At 69.8% G+C, this 19,150-nt stretch carries 17 protein-coding genes; 8 read left to right on the top strand and 9 right to left on the bottom strand.

Annotated features, from left to right (window positions below):
* Positions 1-158 precede the first annotated feature (158 nt).
* Positions 159-1,424: a prolyl oligopeptidase family serine peptidase gene (locus ACWZJV_RS04110; RefSeq protein WP_457180316.1), complete on the top strand. Its 1,266-nt coding sequence runs from the start codon at positions 159-161 to the stop codon at positions 1,422-1,424.
* A 25-nt stretch (positions 1,425-1,449) separates the two neighbouring features.
* Here the strand turns inward: ACWZJV_RS04110 and ACWZJV_RS04105 are convergent, their stop codons facing one another.
* The 4 genes from ACWZJV_RS04105 to ACWZJV_RS04090 all read right to left on the bottom strand — a co-directional run bounded on the left by ACWZJV_RS04105 (position 1,450) and on the right by ACWZJV_RS04090 (position 4,816).
* Positions 1,450-1,941, bottom strand: coding sequence for a hypothetical protein (locus tag ACWZJV_RS04105; protein WP_008357661.1), 492 nt, complete (start codon positions 1,939-1,941; stop codon positions 1,450-1,452).
* A 53-nt stretch (positions 1,942-1,994) separates the two neighbouring features.
* Positions 1,995-2,882: a bile acid:sodium symporter family protein gene (locus ACWZJV_RS04100; RefSeq protein WP_457180315.1), complete on the bottom strand. Its 888-nt coding sequence runs from the start codon at positions 2,880-2,882 to the stop codon at positions 1,995-1,997.
* A gap of 174 nt (positions 2,883-3,056) precedes the next feature.
* Positions 3,057-3,392 carry a DUF1048 domain-containing protein gene (locus tag ACWZJV_RS04095; RefSeq protein WP_457180314.1) on the bottom strand — a complete coding sequence of 112 codons (336 nt, stop codon included), beginning with the start codon at positions 3,390-3,392 and terminating at the stop codon, positions 3,057-3,059.
* A gap of 131 nt (positions 3,393-3,523) precedes the next feature.
* A complete protein-coding gene (locus ACWZJV_RS04090) occupies positions 3,524-4,816 on the bottom strand; it encodes a DUF222 domain-containing protein (RefSeq protein WP_457180313.1) in 1,293 nt (430 codons plus the stop codon).
* Between the two features lie 438 nt (positions 4,817-5,254).
* Here ACWZJV_RS04090 and ACWZJV_RS04085 point away from each other — a divergent pair, with 438 nt between their 5' ends.
* Positions 5,255-6,175, top strand: a complete 921-nt coding sequence (locus tag ACWZJV_RS04085) for a sulfite exporter TauE/SafE family protein (RefSeq protein WP_196873580.1) — start codon at positions 5,255-5,257, stop codon at positions 6,173-6,175.
* A gap of 21 nt (positions 6,176-6,196) precedes the next feature.
* Here the strand turns inward: ACWZJV_RS04085 and ACWZJV_RS04080 are convergent, their stop codons facing one another.
* The 4 genes from ACWZJV_RS04080 to ACWZJV_RS04065 are packed head-to-tail and all read right to left on the bottom strand — an operon-like array spanning position 6,197 to position 10,787.
* Positions 6,197-7,531: a glycoside hydrolase family 32 protein gene (locus ACWZJV_RS04080; RefSeq protein WP_457180312.1), complete on the bottom strand. Its 1,335-nt coding sequence runs from the start codon at positions 7,529-7,531 to the stop codon at positions 6,197-6,199.
* Between the two features lie 54 nt (positions 7,532-7,585).
* Complete coding sequence (locus tag ACWZJV_RS04075; RefSeq protein WP_457180311.1) at positions 7,586-8,437, bottom strand: carbohydrate ABC transporter permease; 852 nt, start codon at positions 8,435-8,437, stop codon at positions 7,586-7,588.
* A complete protein-coding gene (locus ACWZJV_RS04070) occupies positions 8,434-9,396 on the bottom strand; it encodes a carbohydrate ABC transporter permease (protein WP_457180310.1) in 963 nt (320 codons plus the stop codon). The genes ACWZJV_RS04075 and ACWZJV_RS04070 overlap by 4 nt, the downstream gene beginning before the upstream one ends.
* Entirely contained in the window at positions 9,396-10,787 is a 1,392-nt protein-coding gene (locus ACWZJV_RS04065; protein WP_457180309.1) for an ABC transporter substrate-binding protein, read from the bottom strand. Before ACWZJV_RS04065 ends, ACWZJV_RS04070 begins: the two co-directional genes overlap by 1 nt.
* Positions 10,788-10,969: 182 nt before the next feature.
* Here ACWZJV_RS04065 and ACWZJV_RS04060 point away from each other — a divergent pair, with 182 nt between their 5' ends.
* The gene (locus ACWZJV_RS04060; RefSeq protein ID WP_231380234.1) at positions 10,970-11,974 is read left to right on the top strand and encodes a LacI family DNA-binding transcriptional regulator; all 1,005 of its coding nucleotides are present in this window, start codon (positions 10,970-10,972) and stop codon (positions 11,972-11,974) included.
* Positions 11,974-13,464: a glycoside hydrolase gene (locus tag ACWZJV_RS04055; protein WP_457180308.1), complete on the top strand. Its 1,491-nt coding sequence runs from the start codon at positions 11,974-11,976 to the stop codon at positions 13,462-13,464. The genes ACWZJV_RS04060 and ACWZJV_RS04055 overlap by 1 nt, the downstream gene beginning before the upstream one ends.
* On the opposite strand, the gene ACWZJV_RS04050 is transcribed toward ACWZJV_RS04055, so the two are convergent.
* Positions 13,400-14,353, bottom strand: coding sequence for an Lrp/AsnC family transcriptional regulator (locus tag ACWZJV_RS04050; protein WP_196873585.1), 954 nt, complete (start codon positions 14,351-14,353; stop codon positions 13,400-13,402). The genes ACWZJV_RS04055 and ACWZJV_RS04050 overlap by 65 nt on opposite strands.
* Positions 14,354-14,546: 193 nt before the next feature.
* Between ACWZJV_RS04050 and ACWZJV_RS04045 the strand changes: the two genes are divergently transcribed.
* The 4 genes from ACWZJV_RS04045 to ACWZJV_RS04030 are packed head-to-tail and all read left to right on the top strand — an operon-like array spanning position 14,547 to position 19,146.
* A complete protein-coding gene (locus ACWZJV_RS04045; RefSeq protein ID WP_457180307.1) occupies positions 14,547-14,969 on the top strand; it encodes a nuclear transport factor 2 family protein in 423 nt (140 codons plus the stop codon).
* Positions 14,969-16,528 (top strand): purine-cytosine permease family protein, encoded by a 1,560-nt coding sequence (locus tag ACWZJV_RS04040; RefSeq protein ID WP_457180306.1) that lies wholly within the window; start codon positions 14,969-14,971, stop codon positions 16,526-16,528. Before ACWZJV_RS04045 ends, ACWZJV_RS04040 begins: the two co-directional genes overlap by 1 nt.
* A gap of 48 nt (positions 16,529-16,576) precedes the next feature.
* On the top strand, positions 16,577-17,524 hold the full coding sequence (gene speB / locus ACWZJV_RS04035) for an agmatinase (RefSeq protein WP_457180305.1): 948 nt from the start codon (positions 16,577-16,579) through the stop codon (positions 17,522-17,524).
* Complete coding sequence (locus ACWZJV_RS04030; protein WP_457180304.1) at positions 17,521-19,146, top strand: thiamine pyrophosphate-binding protein; 1,626 nt, start codon at positions 17,521-17,523, stop codon at positions 19,144-19,146. The genes speB and ACWZJV_RS04030 overlap by 4 nt, the downstream gene beginning before the upstream one ends.
* Positions 19,147-19,150 lie beyond the last annotated feature (4 nt).

The raw sequence follows: 19,150 nt of genomic DNA, 5'->3' as shown, positions 1-19,150 counted from the left end.
GGCTGGCGTCTATCCGGCGGGTGTTGCGTCGGGACCCGTGGGACCGCTCGGACCGCTGACCGGACCGCGACCGTTGGCCTGCCCTCGGGAGATCACTATTCTCCAGGACGTTTGTGATGCAGGTCACAAGCGTCTCTATCCTGCGCGAAGGAGTCCCCATGAGCACCTCGATCACGCGTCGTTCCATCCTCGTCTCAGGTGCTGCAGCCGGCGCCTCGGCACTCCTGGGCACGTCTGCTGCCGTCGCCGCTGGAGGCGGCCCGAGTGCCAGGGGCGACGCACTGGTGACACCGGTCGCCGAGGTGCTCGACGGCGGCGAGCAGGTGACGTCGCTGCGGATCTCGTCGGCAGCCCTGGCCCGGGCCGAGCGGTCGTCGCTCACGGCGAACACGTTCGCGGTGCACGTCGCGGCCACCAACCCGCTGACCGGAGTGGTCGCCTACGAGCAGAACCGGGTGGTCAGCGCTGCGGGCTGGTCCCGCCGCGACGAGGTCACCCTGGAGCTCGAGCACGGCTGGGGCGTCGCCGGCGGAGGCACGCTGAGCTATATGGGGGCGTACGGGCGGAACGTTCTCCTGGACCTCGACTACACGGTCACCCAGGTCGAGCCTCTGCGGGGCGCCGGGGGGAGTGGTCGGATCGTGATCGACTCCTTCCGGCAGGGCCGGCTGTCCGATCGAGAGGTCGACGCGTTCGGCCATCACACGACCGCGTCCGGCCTGAACTACCGGTTGTTCTCGCCTGCCGGGGCCGGCGGCCCCGCGGGGGCGGCGCTCGTCGTCTGGCTGCACGGCGGCGGCGAGGGCGGCCTGCTCACCGACGGCTACGACTACTACGACAACGAGACACAGCTTCGTGCCAACCGGGGTGCGCTCGGGTTCGCCACACCGGAGGCGCAGGCGCGCTTCGGCGGAGCGTACGTGCTCGCGCCGCAGTCGACGTCCGCCTGGATGCTGGACGGTGACCGATTCGCACCGCTCGTCATGGAAGCGATCGAGGAGGTCGTCGCGACCCGCCGGATCGACCGGCGACGGATCCACGTGGTCGGCTGCTCCAACGGTGGCTACATGTCGCTGAAGATGGTCGCCGAGCATCCGGACACGTTCGCGACCTCGACGCCGATCTGCTGTGGCATCGGCGCGCGCGACGGGTCGAGCACCTACTTCATCTCCGACGCCGAGCTCGAGGCGATGACGACGCCGACCTGGTTGGTTGCCTCTGCCGACGACACCACGCTGGACCCGCAGGCGAACACCGTCTACGCCCACGAGCGGATCGACGGCTCGATCATGAGCCTCTACGACGGGGTCACCTGGGACGGCAACACCTTCCCCGGCCACTGGTCGTGGATCTACGTCGCGCGCAACGACCCGAGCCACGAGGGCCGGAGCATCTGGGAGTGGATGGCGACGACGAAGCGGTGACCGGCGGCGTCCGGGGCGAGCTCGTCTAGAGCACGCCGAACGCCTCCGCCAGCCTCGACTGCGCTCCAGCGCTGTCGAGGCTGGCCTCCACCCGGCGGATGTTGCCGGCCGAGGGGTACGCGAAGAGGGCCATCAGTGCCAGCGAGATGACCCCGCCGATGACGTACGTCATCACCTGGCCCTCGGTGAGGATGAACGCGAGGGCGAGGGAGACGAGAGCGACCAGCTCGCTGAGCACGAGCCGGAGGATCATCGACATCTGGTGCTTCTGCAGCGCCTCACCCTTCGCCTTCTCCGGGGCCGTGCCCGGGGTGACCGGAGCGACCCGGAACCCGATCGTCGACAGGATCAGGGCGACGACCACTCCCGCCACGACCTGACCGCCGATGACGTACGTCGAGGGCAGTGCCAGGTCGGCGTCGGGGAGGCTGAGGTAGACGACCAGGCCCAGCACCACGATCATGCTCATAAAGGCGAGCGCCAGCATCTGAACCGAACGCAGGGCGGGTGTGGGCATCTGAGACTCCTCATCGACAGGTGACGACACGCAACCTAGCGGACGCGGGATCGTCACGTCGTGACGTCGTGAGGCTCGGCCGGCCGGGTCGCTCGTGAGCGCGTGATGAGGAAGCCGAAGGCGGTCGCGAGGACGTACATCACGATGCTGTAGACCGCGGCCGGGATGGCCACGGTCGTGTTGTCGAGCACGCTGAGCGCGATGGTGAGGGCGATGGTGGTGTTGTGGATCCCGACCTCCATCGAGGTGGCGATCGCCTGCTCCTGGCTGAGCCGGAGCACCCGCGCACCGAGGTAGCCCAGGGTGAGGCTCGCGCAGCAGAACAGCGTCACGACCACGCCGATCTCGCGGAGGTAGTCGGCGATGTTCTCCCGCTCACCGAGGATCGCGCCGACCGAGACCATCACGAGCACCACGATCGAGAAGATCCGGACCGGGCGGTCCGCCCGGGCGGCGAACGTGGCGGACCGGTTCCGCACCACCATCCCGATCCCGACGGGGACCAGCACGATGGCGATGACCTGGATGACCTTGCCGAACTGCAGACCCAGGGTGTCCCCGGCGTCGAAGTAGCCGATCGCCGCGTTCGTGATCAGCGGGATCGAGACGGCCGCGAGCACCGAGTTGACGGCCGTGAGGGTGACGTTGAGCGCGACGTCGCCACGGAACAGATGGCTGAACAGGTTCGCCGTGGTCCCACCGGGAGACGCCGCCAGCAGCATGACGCCGACAGCGATCAGCGGATCCACGTCCGCGACCAGCACGAGCCCGAACGCGATCAGCGGCAGCACCAGGATCTGCAGCGTGAGCGCGACGATGACGGCTCGCGGCGTGCGTACGACGCGGCGGAAGTCTCCCGGCGTCAGGCTCAGGCCCAGACCGAACATGATGATCGCCAGGGCGATGGGGAGGCCGACCGAGAGCAGGGCCGAGTCGTTCACTGTGTTCCTCCGATGTGCGGGACGGCCGCCACGATCGGCCAAAGAGACGTGCGTCACAGTGCACCATGAGGAGAGGCCGGGCCACAGCCGAATCCGGCCAAAATGCCCGTGTCCCCCGCCGCAAGGAGCCTTGTCGGCTCGCGGCAGGGGACGTGGCGGTGAGCATCGCCGGGCTCAGGCGAGCTTGTCGGCGACCTTGTTGAGGGTGGCGCGCAGCTTGTCCCGGTAGACGTCGTGCTGCTCGGGCAGTCGGGCGTCGCAGAAAGCGGCGAGGTCGGGTCCGGTGACCTCGACGACGTTGCGGCCGGCGGCGGCTTCGGTCTCGAAGAGGTCGAGGATGTCGCGCAGGATGTCGACGATGTCCATGCCGTCGCTGGTGGTGAAGCGCCACATGTAGCTCTTCATCTCGGCATACACGGTGCGGTAGTCGGCGGGGAGTGCGGCGGCGCGGGCTTCCATGCGCTTCCAGTCCTTCTTGTCGCCGATGAGTCGGGTGAGGATGTTGTTCATGTTCTGCTTCTTTCTTCGGTGGTTTCGGCTCCCTGTTTTGGGGCCGTGGAAGAAGCGTGCAGGGCTGACGTAGCGTCAGGGTCAAGCACTGATTCGAAGAAAGTTCTCGAAGCCTCGAGCCTGCCTGGTCGTCAGGCTGCGAGGGTGTGATCGAGGAGTACGTCGCGCAGCGTGAACTCTGCCCGAGACAAAGGTGGTGGGTCTTGTGCCCAGGTGTCGGGTGGTGGGCTGGTGTAGGTGTGGCCGGTGGGTGTGATGGTGGTGATGCTGCCGTCGGGTCCGGGTCTGGCTCGCCAGCCGATGGCTTCCTTGGCCTGGTTGCAGCGTTCGCACAGCCCTTGGAGGTTCTCGGCGCTGGTGGTGCCGCCGTCGGTGTGGCGTTGGATGTGGTCGATGTTGCGGATGGGGGCGTCGCAGCCGTTGGTGCGGCAGGTCCCGCTGTCGCGGGTGGTGATGAACTCGGCCAGGCCCTCAGGCGCCTTCCGTGAGCGGGACTCCATCGCCACCAACTGGCCGGCGGGGTCTGCAAACAGGCGCCGGACGAAGACCTCGGCGTCGGCGAGCGCGTCCCGTGCCCAGGCGGCAGGGACGGGGCCGTAGCCCTCCACCAGGGCGGGCTGATCGGCGTCGTTGGTGAGCGAGTCGGCGGTCATCACGATCTTGACCTCGATCCGCGGCTTCGCGCCCGCTGTACGTCCGGTGATCCGGTCGACAAGGGTGTCGGCCATGACCTGACCCCGAGTCCGTTCGTCTCCGGCGGCACGGGCAGCGTTCGCGGCCTGGTCCAAGGCCGCGAACACAGCGATCCCGTCCTTGACCGGCAGCAGTGCACCGAGCCAGGTCATAGTGTCGGGTGCCGGCCGCAGGCTGACGCGGCGGTCCGTGGTCGCGTTGGCGGCGCGGGCGACTATGGATGCTTGGTCGAGGGTGATGGCGAGTTTCTTGGCGGCGTTCTCGAGTTGCCGTAGACCCATCGCCACCGCCTTCGCGGGCTGCCCGTTCGGCCCGGGTGCGCAGAGCTCGTGGTCGATGACCCGCCTGTCCTCCAGGGAGAGGCAGGCGGTCTCGCGGGCGAGGATGGTGGCCTGCCACTGCGAGAACGACCCTGCCTTCATCAACGCGAAGGTGTGCGGCATCTCGGTGATCAGGATCTTCGCCAGCCCGAGCAGCTTTGCACCCTTGGCCGGGGAAACCCGTCGCGCCAGCGCGATCTGGGAGGCCACTCCTTCGCCCAGTTTCCGGGCAGGAACTCCGGCCTCAGCTTGGCGAACGCGGGCCGCCTCCTCCAGGCGTACCGCTGCTTCTGCTTGGACGGCCTCGGCGGTGCACTTCACCTGTTCGAGCCGGACGATCCAGTCGACCAGCTCCCGCTCGGACGCACCGGGAGGTGGCCCGCCGAGGAGGCGGTCGACGGTCTCGTACATGTGCTTTATTATATGCGAGCGAACGCCATGGCGCTACTCATTTATGCTGGTCATCGGCCAGTTACGCAGTCAGCGAACAAGTCACGTGGCTGCTGCGCCACACTCTCGCCGCCGCCCCGATACAGGCGAAATCTTTTCTCGATCGGGTGCCGGGTCAAGGATGGCCGCAGGCCACCGGCGAAGCCGGCGGGCGAAGCCCGTCCTTGACGCGGCGCACGATCGAGAAACACTAGAGATCGGGTCGGCGGCGAACCCTGAAACGAAGAATCAGTCGCCAAGCGAGGTTTCCTCAAGGGTGGTCTCGACAAGCTCGACCACCGGCGCCTCCCGCGGCCCGCCCAGCCCCCGAGACACCCCCGAGACCGTTGATTCGATCTTTTATAGTAAATCGAGTTACATGACTATTTCACGGTCTTCGATCCCACGCAGGAGGTTCGCATGGAGCGCCTGATCATTTTCGCGCTCGTCGGTCTCGCGGCCCAGGCTGTCGACGGGTCACTGGGGATGGCGTACGGCGTCACCTCGAGCACGCTGCTGGTCGCCACCGGGGTCGCCCCGGCGGTGGCGTCGGCATCGGTGCACCTGGCCGAGGTCGGCACCACGTTCGTCTCGGGCGTCTCCCACTGGCGGCTCGGCAACGTCGACTGGAAGGTCGTGGCGAAGATCGCGGTCCCCGGCGGCATCGGTGCCTTCACCGGTGCGACGGTCCTCTCCAACATCTCCACCGAGAGCGCGACGCCCTGGGTGGCCGGCCTCCTGCTCCTCCTGGGCGTCTACATCATCGCCCGCTTCGTCTTCGGCAAGCCGCCGGTCTTCATCCCGGGCCGCCGCCCGGGTCTCGGTCTGCTCGCCCCGCTGGGTCTCTTCGGCGGCTTCATCGACGCCACCGGTGGCGGCGGCTGGGGTCCGGTGACCACGCCCACCCTGATCTCCAGCGGCACCCTGCACCCGCGCAAGGTGATTGGCTCGGTCTCCACCGCCGAGTTCGTCACCACCCTCTCCGCCAGCGTCGGCTTCCTGGTCGGGCTGGCCGGAGAGGCGCTCGACTGGAGGATCATCGGCGGCCTCCTCGTCGGTGGCGTGATCGCGGCCCCGTTCGCCGCCTACCTCGTCAAGCACCTCTCGCTGCCCATCCTCGGCGGCCTGGTCGGCAGCATCATCCTGATCACCAACGGACGTACGCTGCTGCGCAACTTCGACGCCGAGTCCGTGGCCGCCTACGGCGTGCTCTTCGCCCTCGCCGCCGTCATCGTGACCATCGCGGTGCGCAAGACCGGTGGTCGGCTCACCGAGGCTCAGGAGGCGGAGCCGGCGACGGCGCCCGCCGCCGAGCCCGCGTCCGAGTCCGCCAACCTCTGACCGGGGCCGCCGCCGGCGCCGCTACCGCGCGTCGGCGCCGTGCAGCCGCCAGGTCAGTGCACCGGCAGGCGCCTTCAGCCGCCACGGAGGCGGCTGGGTCGGGTAGACCCGCGCCGTCGCCACCCGGCCGGCGCTCGTGAACGCCTCGATGACCGAGCCGTCCAGGAACAGCCGGAGCGCGGGCGCCCCGGCAGAGGTGTCGTACGCATCGTCGACCACGATCCGCCAGGGCTCGGCACGATCGTCGCGACTGGCGTGGCGCCCGTCGAGGACGAGCGTCCCGGCACCGGTGTCGACCGTGATCTCGACCGACTCGGCCTCACCGAACTCGAGAAGCACCGTGCCGTCCACGTGCGGGACCGAGATCTCGGCCTGAGCGCCGATCTCCACGCCGCCACCGTCGACGGCGGCCGAGCCGGAGCCGGAGCGGAGGCCGTCGATGCTCGGCACCGGCGCGAACCGGAGCCCGCCGTCGGGCCCGAGCGCGACGGTGCGCGGCAGCGAGATCGTCCCCGCCCAGCCGTCCTCGTGCCACCAGTCCGGCGAGCGGCCCTCGGTGATCCAGCCGAACATCAGCGGACCGTAGGGGCTGGTCCGCATCGCCGAGGCGGCGTAGAAGCTCGGGCCGTCGTCGACCCGGACGGCGCGCTCGGGCTGGTCGGCGAAGAAGGCGAGCACGTTCGCGGGGCCGTCGGCGTGCGACCACGACGACACGACCGCGAGGGCGCGCCCCTCGAGGTGGTAGATCTGCGGGCACTCCCAGCCCTCGCCGGAGTCGTTGCCGTCGACGTCCTGCCGGGCCAGGGACGCCAGGTCACCGATGTAGCTCCAGCCGGCCTCGGTCCGGCGGTAGTGCCGGATCGACGCCGTCTGGTCCGGTCCGGCCGCCCCGACCACGAGGTGCAGGCCGTCGTCGGCCTGCCAGGCGAAGGGATCGCGGAACATCGTGATGCCCTCCTCCGGGTCGGGGTCGAGGCCGATCAGCTCCGGGGCGTCGAAGGTCGCGCCACCGTCGCGGGAGAGGGAGGTGATCACGGGCTGGAACTCCAGGTCGTTGCGCCGGCCGGAGTAGAAGACACGTACGTTCTCGTCCTCGAGGATCGTGTTGCCGGACCAGCAGCCGTCGGTGTCGGGGCCACCCGGCTCGGGTGCCATCGCCGGCCGGTGCATCCGCCAGGTGACGAGGTCGGGGCTGCTGGCGTGGCCCCATTCGACCGGCACCTCGGTGTCGGTGCTGGGGCGGTACTGGAAGTAGAGGTGGGTGGTGTCGCCGACCTGGATCGGTCCGTTCGGGTCGTTGAGGTAGCCGCGCGGCGGGCGGATGTGGAATCGCGGCAGCAGGTGGTCCGTGGGCAAGGCGCACTCATTTCTGGGGTCGGTGAAGCGAGACGAGAAGGGAGAGGGAGGAGGTCAGCGGAACGAGCCCGCGGTGACGCCCTCGATGAAGTAACGCTGGGCGAAGACGAAGAGCAGGACGCTGGGCACCATCGCCAGCACGACGCCGGCGAGGACCACGGAGATCGACCCCGTACCGAGGTTGCCTTGCAGGCCGACCAGGCCGAGCGGCAGCGTGAAGGTGTCCTGCGACTGCAGGAAGATCAGCGGTCGGTAGAACTCCGCCCAGAAGGCCGAGAAGTTCAGGATGGCCAGGGTCGCCACGGCCGGAGCGGCCATCCGGGCGTAGACCATCGCGAAGATCTGGAACTGGGAGGCGCCGTCGATCCGGGCCGCCTCGCCCAGCTCGAGCGGCATCTGCATGAAGTACTGCCGCATCAGGAAGGTGCCGAACGCACTGCCCAGCGCCGGGATCACCAGCGCGCCGAGACTGTCGGTGAGGCCCAGCGTCTTCACGATCACGAAGACCGGGATGATGATCGTCTGCAGCGGCACCATCATCGTGGCCAGGAAGATCCCGAAGATGGCGTTGCGGCCCGGGAACCGGATCATAGCGAACGCGTAGCCCGACAGCGTGCAGGTGATCGTCTGGCCGACCACGATGAGCACGGTGACGATCGTGCTGTTGACCAGGAAGGTGCCGATCGGCACCTGCTGGAAGACGGCCGAGTAGTTCCCGAAGTCGGGATTCACCGGCAACCACTTGGGCGGGTTGGTGAACGCCTCGGCAGGAGTACGCAGCGACGTGGTGAGCGTCCACAGCAGGGGGCCGAGGGCGACGACCGCCGCGAGGAGGAGCACGACGAGGCCCACGCCCCGCCAGAACCGGCCGGCGATGCCGCCGTTGAGGATCATCGAATTGCTCATCGGTAGAACGCCCACTTTCGCGCGGCGAGGAACTGGAGCCCGGTGATGGCCAGGATGATCACGAGCAGCACGCTCGCGATCGCCGAGGCGTAGCCGAACTGGAGGTTCTGGAATCCGGTCTGGTACATCACGATCGTCGCGGTCGTGGTCGCCGTGCCAGGCCCGCCCTTGGTCATGATGAACGGCTGGTCGAAGAGCTGGAGCGCGTTGATCATCGCGACCACGGTGGTGAACAGGATCGTGGGGCTGATCAGCGGGATCTTGACCCCGAACAGCGTGCGCACGGGCCCGGCGCCGTCGATCGCGGCCGCCTCCAGGACGTCGGTCGGCAGCGACGTCAGCGCCGCCACGAACATCACGAACGTGAACCCCACCTGCTGCCAGGCGGCGATCAGGATGATCGTCACGATCGCGCCCCACGTACTGGTCAGCCAGGGGACCGACGGCAGGCCGACCGCGTTCAGGTAGTAGTTGATCACCCCGAACTTCATGTCGAACATGTAGCCCATGAAGATCGAGACGGCCGCCGTCGAGGCGAGCAGGGGCAGGTAGAAGGTCGTCCGGAAGAACGTCTTCGCGGCGGGCCGGCGGCGCTGGTTCACCAGGACGGCCAGACCGAGCCCCACGACGAGCTGCACGACGACGATGCCGAACGCGAGCAGCAGTGTGGTCCCGAACGAGATCACGACCGCGTCGTCGCGGACGATGCGCTCGAAGTTGTCGAGCCCGACGAACCTCGGCGGCGTGATGACGTCCCAGGAGAAGAACGACAGCGCGACCGAGGCGATCATCGGGACCAGCGTGAACACCGCGACGAAGAGCACCGCCGGCGAGATCATCAGGAACCCGAACCCGGCTTCCCGCCGGGCGAGCCGACGGGTGCCGCGGCGTGGACGGCGCTCGGGATCGGTACGAGGCGGGCGCGAGTGCCCGCTCCGGGGAGGAGCCAACGTCGACATCAGACGCCCTTCACCGCCTTCTCGAAGTCGGCCTGCATCCCGTCCAGCGCCGCCTTCGCGTTGCCGGACGAGATGGCCTTGGTGGTGCGCTGGTTGAGCGAGGTCGCCAGCGCGTTGTAGTAGGGCGGCGCCGAGATCGGGACAGATCCGTCGAGCTGGTCGTAGAAGACCGACCAGTTGGCCGGGCCGGTGCTCGCGTAGCGCTCGGCGGTCATCAGCGACTTGCGACCCGGGGTGGTGACGTTGCCCGGGAACATGATGTCGAAGCTCTCCGGCTGCACCATCATCTTCACGATCTCCCAGGCGAGGTCCTTCTTCTCCGAGGAGTTGAAGATCCCGTAGCCGCCGGCGCCGAAGAGCGATTTGTTGCTCTTCCAGGTCGGGAAGCGCTGTACGTCGAAGCTGCCGTCCTTCATGCCGGCGTTGTGAAGTCCCCCTGCCCAGAACCCGCCTCCGATCGTCATCCCGATCCGGCCCGAGGAGAACAGCCCCTGCAGGGTGGCTCCGCCGCCGACGTCGGGGGAGGGGGAGAGGTTCGAGCGCTGCAGGTCGATGAGGTAGTCCAACGCCTCGACCGCGGCCGCCGAGTTCGCCGTCGGCTGGCCCCACTTCCAGCCGCCGCCCCGGCCCGCGGCAGCGGCCGGGTTGTTCTTGTAGGCGCTCTTCCACAGCCAGTCGCCGCCGGCGTACTTGCCCTCCTCGAGGAGGTTGCCGCCGTTGGCGTAGAGGAACGAGGTCCAGCTGCCCCACAGCCGGACCACCCAGTCGAACGCGTAGACCTTCGGACCGGTCGCGGCGATCTTCGTGGCGTACGTGTGGAAGTCGTCCATCGTCCACGACTCCGCCGGGGCCTCCAGGCCGGCCTTCTTCAGCAGGTCGGTGCTGTAGAACATGCTGCCGGCGTTGAAGCTGTCGGGGAGCTCGTAGAGGTGGCCCTCGTACATCATCGACTCGACCAGCGCCGGGTGGATGTCGTCGAAGTAGCTCTGCAGCGAGGAGAGGTCCTTGGTCACGTAGCTGTCCAGCGGGACCAGGAGCTCCTTGGAGGCCATCAGCTGCAGGCCCTCGGTCGCGACGCTGACCAGGTCGGGCGCGGAGCCCGAGGCGATCTGGGTGAGCACCTTGGCGAGGAAGTCGTTCCAGTCGGTGCCGTTGATACCGGTGACCTCGAGCTTCATGGCCTTGTCGAGCTTGGTCACCTGAGGCTGCAGCTTCTTCTGCAGGGCCGTGGCGGCGCTCTGCTGGCCGAAGTAGAGCATCTTGATCGTGTCGGATCCCGAGCCGCTGCCCGAGCAGGCTGAGAGCGGTCCCAGCCCGAGCGCGGCGATGCCGGCTCCACCGAGCTTGAGCAGTGCGCGACGGTCCATCCCGGCGCCGATGATGTGGGTCATCTTCGCCCCTTCCTCATGGGTGGGCGACGGCACCTTGACCGCCACCCAATACGTATTGGTGTGACGACGGTAACAGTGCTTGAATGCGATGGCAATACGTATTGGTAAGATGCCATCATGAGCTCGTGGAGGATCCTTTGACGTCAGACGCAGGCCCGCGCCCCGGACAACGCAGGGTGACCATGAAGGACGTGGCGAAGCGAGCCGGGGTCTCGCAGCCGACGGTCTCGTTCGTGCTCAACGACCGCCGGGACGTCTCGGTCGCGGAGGAGACCCGCGCCCGCGTGCTGGAGGCCGCGGCCGAGCTCAACTTCCGCCCCAACCGGGCCGCCCAGTCGCTGCGCTCCAACCGGCCCTACACGATCGGTGTCATCACCGACCAGATCGTGTCGCAGCCCTACGCCGGTCAGATCCTGCTCGGCATCCAGCAAGCCGTCCAGCCTTCCGGCTACGTCTGCTACGTCGTCGAGCGGGCCGGCACCGCGGACACGCGCGACGACGCGGTGAGCAACCTGCTGGCACAGGGCGTCGCCGGTGTCATCTACGCGTCGCACGGTGCCAACCCGATCCGCGCCAGCCGGGGTGCGCGCGACACCCGCTCGGTCTACGTCAACTGCTGGCCGCACGTCGACGGCGAGCAGGCCTGCGTCGTGCTCGCCGACGAGTACGCAGGTGGTGCGCTGGCGGCGACCGCCGCGTTCGAGGCGGGGCACCGTGACGTGGTCTTCCTCGGTGGGTTCCGCGACGACTACGCCTGTCACGAACGCGAGCGCGGCTTCGTCGACGCGGCGACCCGGGCGGGTCTCGACCCGACCAAGCTGCGGCGTGTGTACGGGGGCTACCAGATCGGCTCCGGCTACGAGCTCGCGCTCTCCATCCTCCGCGAGAGCGCCCCGACCGCTCTGGTCTGCGGCAACGACCGGATGGCCGTGGGTGCGCTGCTCGCCGTCCACTCGCTGGGCCTGGAGTGTCCGCGCGACGTGAGCATCATCGGCTACGACGACCAGCCCGACATCGCCGACCAGGTGCACCCTGCCCTGACCACGGTCAGGCTGCCCCACCTGGAGATGGGGGCGCTGGCCGGACGGCTGATGCTCGCCGACGGCGACCCCGACCCCGGCCGCCATCTGGTCGACTGCGAGCTGGTCGTACGCAGCTCCCTGGCCGCACCGCGAGCGGGCGCTTGATGGGGGAGAAGGCCACGGTCCACTTCCGTCCGGAGGGGGCCTACGTCGGTGACGTGATCCCGTTCGCGCACGAGGGCGTCGTGTGGCTCTACTACCTCCTGGACGGGCGCGACCCGGCCGGCGACGACGAGGGTCTCCGGCGCACCGGGATGCCCTGGGCCGCGGTGACCACCACCGACTTCGTCCACTTCGAGGACCGCGGCGTGGTGCTGCCGTCGGGCGGCGCCGACGCGGAGGACTTCGACTGCTACACCGGCAGCGTCGTCACCGGCGACGACGGCACCCTCCACCTCTTCTACACCGGCCACAACCCCCGCGTACGCTCCGCCGACGGCGACCTGCAGATCGTCTGCCACGCCACCAGCGACGGTGATCCGGCACGGTGGACCAGGCACCCGGAGTGGTCCATCGGTGCGCTGCCCGGCCACCTTCCGGAGGACTGGCGCGACCCGTTCGTCCACCGGCCCGATCCGGACGGGCCCTGGCAGATGCTCCTCGCGGCCCGTCGCGACGGCGGCCCGGACCGTCGCCGTGGCGTGGTCGCCACGCTGACCTCCGACGACCTGGTCACCTGGCGTCCGGATGCTCCGGTCTGGGACCCGCGCCGGTTCATCACCCAGGAGTGCCCGGACGTGTTCCGGATGGGGGAGCACTGGTATCTGGTCTACTCGGAGTTCTCCGACGCCTTCCAGACCCGCTACCGGATCGCGTCCTCGCCCGAGGGTCCCTGGCTGGCGCCCGGCGACGACACCGTCGAGGGGCGGGCGTTCTATGCCGCCAAGACCGTCGAGCACGACGGACGGCGCTACTTCATCGGCTGGATCGCCTCGCGTGAGCACGAGAGCGACTCCGGAGCCTGGCAGTGGGCCGGCGACATGGCCGTCCTCGAGGCCGGCCAGCGGCCCGACGGGAGCCTCACCTTCGACCTGCCGCGCCAGACCGCGGCGCTCTTTCCGGACGCGGCCGACGTCACCGGGTCACTGGTGCCCGTCGACGGTGCCGACGCCGTGCCCGGGGCCGGCGCCCGGACCAGGCACAGCACCTGGCTCGGTCCGGAGACGCCCACCCGCGCGCTGGTCACCGCGGAGCTCGAGATCGCGCCCGGCACCCAGGCGTGCGGGCTGCTGCTCCGGGCGAGCGAGGAGTCGGGATACGAGATTCGGCTCGAGCCGCAGCGCGGCCGGATGGTCTTCGACCGCTGGCCACGCACCCGCACCGGCGGCGAGCAGTGGCAGATCCAGGGCGACGTACCGCATGCGGTCGAGCTCGAGCGGTTCGCCGACCTCGCGCCCGGCCGGCACACGGTGCGTGTCCTCCTCGACGGCTCGCTGTGCACCGTCGTGCTCGACGGGAGCGTCGCGATGAGTGCGCGGATGTACGACCTCCCCACCGGGCGGGCCGGCGTCTTCGTGACCGACGGCGAGATCACCCTGGAACGGCTGGAGATCCGGCGCCCTCGCCCAGACGCAGGGATGCGTACGTCTCCTTGACGAACCGGAGGTGGCTCCAGGTCTCGGCCTCGCGGACGCCGTCGAGCTCGCGGATGTGGTCGAGCACGCCGACGAGGTCGCCGGAGGTGGCGGTGTTGACGGTGAGCAGGGCGTCGTAGCGCCCCAGCGTCCGGGCCACGAAGGTGACCGACGGGAGGGTGGCGAGCTGCTCGGCGATCGGGCGGTGGGCGGCGCCGTCGAGACGGAGCCCGATCCCGGTCGCCGTACGCCGCTCCCGGCCCGAGTGGCGCACGACCGCGCCGACCCGGACGACGTTGCCGTCGAGCAGGCGGACCACGCGCCGGCGGGTGCCGGCGGGGGAGAGGCCCACGCTCGCGGCGAGCTCGACGAAGGAGGCGCGGCCGTTCGCCTGCAGCGCGCGCAGCAGCGCGTAGTCGGTCTCGTCGAGCGACCCGGCGGCGGGTGCGGGACCGACCGGGGCGGCCACGTCGCGGATGACCTCGGTGTAGAGCAGCGTCTCGGTGGTGACGATGCCGTCGATCGCGCGCACCTCGGCGAGGGCGTCGTCGATCCGGCCGATGTCCTTCGCCCGGAGCTCCAGCACCAGGGCATGGTGGCCGCTGGTCATCGAGACCAGCGTGGTGTCCTCACGTGCGGCGGCCGCCTGCGCGACGTGGGCCGCGGAGCCGTTCACCGTGACCGAGACGTGGGCGAGCACGTCGTGGCCGAGGACGGCGGGATGAACGACTCCCCGGACGTCGATGTGGCCCTCGGTCAGGAGCCGCTGCACCCGGGTGGCGGCCGCTGATCGGGAGAGGCCGACCTGGGCGGCGATCTCACGGTGGGTGAGCCGACCGTCCTCCTCGAGCAGGACGAGGATCGCCTCATCGGTGCTGTCGAGGACGGCGGGCGCGAATTCGTTCGACATTTTTTGGGAGCGTCTCCAAGGTCAGATCGATCCTCCAGGACGGGGATCGAATGACATTATGACGGATCTGTCTGTCTTGACCGGCGTATCGAAACCCATTACAGCCAGGTTAAGAACGAAACGATTGCCGCGCCTCTCGGGATGCTCTTAGAGTGACGCAGATCTCGGCCGACCCACAGATCCAGGAGGCCCGGTGTCCACGATCACCGCCCCATCAGCCACGCTGACCGAGTCGCAGGTCCATGCGGCCGCCGACCGGCTCCTCGCGGCCTTCGCTGCGACCGACACCGCGGCCTACTTCTCGTGCTTCGCTCCCGCGGCCGACTTCGTCTTCCACACCGAGCCTCGACGTCTCGACGACCGCGCTGCCTACCAGCGTCTCTGGGCCGCCTGGGTCGCCGAGGGCTGGCGCGTGGAGTCCTGCCGGAGCACCGGCCGTCGCGTCCGGGTGCACGGCGACACCGCGGTCCTCACCCACGACGTCCTCACCACGACCTCGACGAACGGACGCACCACGACCACCCGGGAGCGGGAGACGATCGTCTTCCGCCTCGTCGACGGCGACGTCCTCGCCGTGCACGAGCACCTGTCCGCCCGGCCGAGCGAGGGCATGTGATGAGTACGCAGCCGCAGCCGCCGAAGGTCACCGAGGTCGAGCAGCACGGCGTCGAGCCGATCCCCGACCCCGAGCGCAGCGCCCGGCCGCTCGACCTCTTCCGGCTCACGTTCGGCGGCGCCAACACCATCGCCACCGTGGTGCTCGGGAGCTTCCCGATCCTGTTCGGGCTCTCCTTCGCCCACGGCCTGATGGCCACACTGCTCGGCCTGTTGCTCGGCGCCGTCGTCCTCGCTCCGATGGCCCTGTTCGGCCCGCGCAACGGCACCAGCAACTCGGTCAGCTCCTCGGCCCACCTCGGTGTGCACGGCCGGATCGTCGGCTCGTTCCTCTCGCTGCTCACCGCGCTGGCGTTCTTCTCGATCTCGGTGTGGAGCTCCGGCGACGTGCTCGTCGGCGGCGCGCACCGCGCGGTCGGACTCCCGGAGAACGACCTGACGCTGGGGCTGGCCTACGGCCTCTTCGCGGTGCTCGTGCTGATCGTGTGCATCTACGGCTTCCGGTTCATGCTGCTGGTCAACAAGATCGCCGTCGTCGCCGCGACGCTGCTCTTCCTGCTCGGGATCCTCGCCTTCGCCGGCGACTTCGACCCCGGCTACGCCGGCGCGTTCGGCTCCGGCTCGGAGGCGTTCGGCCAGCCCGGCTTCTGGGCCGCCTTCGTCGGCTCAGCCCTGATCGTGATGTCCAACCCGGTCAGCTTCGGCGCGTTCCTGGGCGACTGGGCCCGCTACATCCCGCGCGAGACCTCCGGGCGGTCCTCGATGGCGGCCGCCTTCCTGGCGCAGGTCGCCACCCTCGTACCGTTCTGCTTCGGGCTGGTCACGATGACGATCATCGCCACCCGCGAGCCCGAGATCTTCGAGACCGGTGCGTACGCCTCGGGGCTGCTCGCGATCGCGCCGGGCTGGTACTTCGCCCCGGTCGCCCTGATCGCGCTCATCGGCGGCATGTCGACCGGCACCACCGCGCTCTACGGCACCGGGCTCGACTTCTCCAGCGTCTTCCCACGCTTCAACCGGGTGCAGTCCACGGTGCTGATCGGCGTGTTCGCGATCGGGGTCATCTTCATCGGCCGGTTCGTCTTCGACGTCGTCTCCAGCATCTCGGCCTTCGCCGTCCTGATCATCAGCTGCACCGTTCCCTGGATGATGGTGATGATGATCGGCTGGTACGTCCGGCGCGGCTGGTACGACTCCGACTCGCTGCAGGTCTTCAACCGTCGTCAGCGCGGTGGCCGCTACTGGTTCGCCCACGGCTGGAACTGGCGCGGCCTGGCCGCCTGGCTGATCGCGGCCGCCGTCGCGCTCACCTTCGTGAACCTGCCCGGCCAGTTCGTCGGCCCCCTTGCCCCGCTGATCCCCGGCGGCGTCGACATCTCCATCCCGCTCGGGATGGGCCTCGGCCCGCTGCTCTACCTCGGACTGCTCTTCGCCTTCCCCGAGCCGCGCGACGCCTACGGTCCCGCGGGATCCCGGCTGGTGCCGACGGCGCCGGCCGCGAACACCCCGGTGACCTCGGTCGACGACGGACCCGCTCCCGCGGCCACCGCCGTCGGCTGACTCGAACCACCCCCGTTACACCTGTCCCACCGCTAGGAGAACCACCCCATGCCCATCGGGCCCATCGACGCCTCCAAGAACCCCCGCTACGCCGGCTTCGCGACCTTCGCGCGCCTGCCCCGCCTCGACGAGGTGGAGCACGCCGACATCGCGGTCGTCGGGGTTCCGTTCGACACCGGCGTCTCCTACCGGCCCGGCGCCCGCTTCGGCCCGGCGCACGTGCGGGAGTCCTCGCGCCTGCTGCGCCCCTACAACCCGGCGCTGGACGTCTCCCCGTTCGCCTCGGCCCAGGTGGTCGACGCCGGTGACATCGCGGCCAACCCGTTCCACATCGACGAGGCGATCGACACCGTCCACGCCTCGGCGCTCGACCTGACCGCCGACGGCGCCCGGCTGGTGACGATCGGCGGCGACCACACCATCGCGCTGCCGCTGCTGCGGGCCGCCGCCGAGCAGCACGGTCCCGTCGCGCTGATCCACTTCGACGCCCACCTGGACACCTGGGACACCTACTTCGGCGCCGAGTACACCCACGGCACCCCGTTCCGGCGGGCGGTCGAGGAAGGCATCCTCGACACCGAGGCACTGAGCCACGTCGGCACCCGCGGCCCGCTCTACGGGAAGAAGGACCTCGAGGACGACCGCCGCTTCGGCTTCGGCATCGTCACCTCCTCCGACGTCTTCCGCCAGGGCGTCGACGAGGTCGTCGACAAGCTCCGGCAGCGGGTCGGCAATCGCCCGGTCTACGTCTCGGTCGACATCGACGTCCTCGACCCCGCCCACGCACCCGGCACCGGCACCCCCGAGGCCGGTGGGCTCACCTCGCGGGAGCTCCTGGAGATCCTGCGCGGCTTCGCCGGCCTGAACCTGATCGGCGCCGACGTGGTCGAGGTCGCCCCGGCGTACGACCACGCCCAGCTGACCGGCGTCGCCGCGTCGCACGTGGCCTACGACCTGGTCTCGCTGCTCGCGATGCGCCACGCGGAGCAGGCATGACCGGACGCAACGGCGGTGACGTCACCGTCGAGAGCCTGACGGCGCTCGGCGCGACGCATGTGTTCGGGATCCCGGGGCAGCACGCCCTCGGTCTCTTCGACGCCATCCGCCGCAGCGACCTGACCTTCGTCTCCTCCCGGGTGGAGAACAACTCGGTCTTCGCCGCCGACGGGTACGCCCGCACGACCGGCCAGGTCGGGGTCGTGTTCTGCTCCACGGGACCCGGAGCGCTCACCGCCCTGGGCGCGCTCCAGGAGGCGTACGCCGCCTGCGTCCCGATCCTGATGATCACCAGCCAGATCCCGCGCGACGGGCTCGGCGGTGCCCGCAAGGGCTACCTGCACCAGCTCGACGACCAGCAGGCCAGCGCCCGCAACGTCACCCGGTCCACCGCCGTCGTCCGGGACGCGGCCGCCATCCCGGGCATCCTGGCCGACGCGTGGGCCACCGCCCAGGAGGCGCCGGCCGGGCCGGTCTGGGTCGAGATCCCGCAGGACGTGCTCCTCGAGGAGGTCACCGTGCCTCCGGTGACGAGCCTCGAGGCCCAGGTGCGCGCGCCCCGGCGGCCCCGCCCGGAGGTCACCGCCGAGGCGGCCCGCCTCCTCGCCGCCACCGAGCGCCCGGTGATCCTCGCCGGGGGAGGCGTACGCCGCTCCGCCGGTGCCCCGGAGGCGCTGGTCGCCGTCGCGGAGCTCCTCGACGCACCGGTGGTCTCGACCGCCGGTGGCAACGGCTCGATCCCGCTCGGGCACCCGCTCAGCGCCGGCGCGTGGATCGAGGACCGGCACACCACCGACCTGCTCGATGACGCCGACGCCCTGCTCGCGATCGGCACCTCGTTCGGCGAGGTGACCAGCAACTACGGCACCTTCACGCCGCGGGGCCGGGTGATCCAGATCGATGCCGAGGCTCGCGTGCTCGGCTCGAACCACGATGTCCTCGGCGTGCACGCCGATGCCGCCGCGGCGCTGAGAGACCTCACCGCCGCGCTCGGCGGATCCGGCCCGCGGTCGGGAAGCAGGCGGTCCGGCGCCGAGGTCGCCCGCGACCTGCGAGCCCTGGTCGAGAAGCGGCTCGACGCCCAGGGCCTCTCCCGGGAGCAGCAACTCCTCGCGGACCTGCGCGCGGCGGTGCCCGACGACGCCGACACCTTCTGGGACATGACCATCGCGGCGTACTGGGCGTGGTCGGCCTGGGACCCGCGCTCCGGCGGCTTCCACACCGCACAGGCCTCCGGCGGTCTCGGTCTCGGGTTCCCTGCGGCGATCGGCGCTGCGGTGGGGACCGGGCGGCGTACGTTCGCGGTCTCCGGTGACGGCGGCGCGATGTACTCCATCGCCGAGCTCGCCACCGCCCGGCAGCACGACGTCGACGTCACCTGGCTGGTGATCGACGACGGCGGCTACGGGATCCTGCGCGAGTACATGACCGGCGCGTTCGGCGCCGCCACCGCCACCGAGCTCGCCCGGCCGGACTTCGTCCGCCTCGCCGAGGCGTTCGGCATCGCTGTGCATGCCGCGACCCCCGAGACCGTCGGCGAGATCGTCGCCGGCACCTTCGCCACCAGCGGCCCCGCAGTCGTGGTCCTCCCGACAACCCTCCGCATGTTCGCCCCCACATAAGCAG

It is taken from the genome of Nocardioides sp. WG-D5 (genome assembly GCF_054031175.1).
Note: the sequence above shows the minus strand (reverse complement) of the source record. Positions and strands in the feature narration are given on the sequence as shown.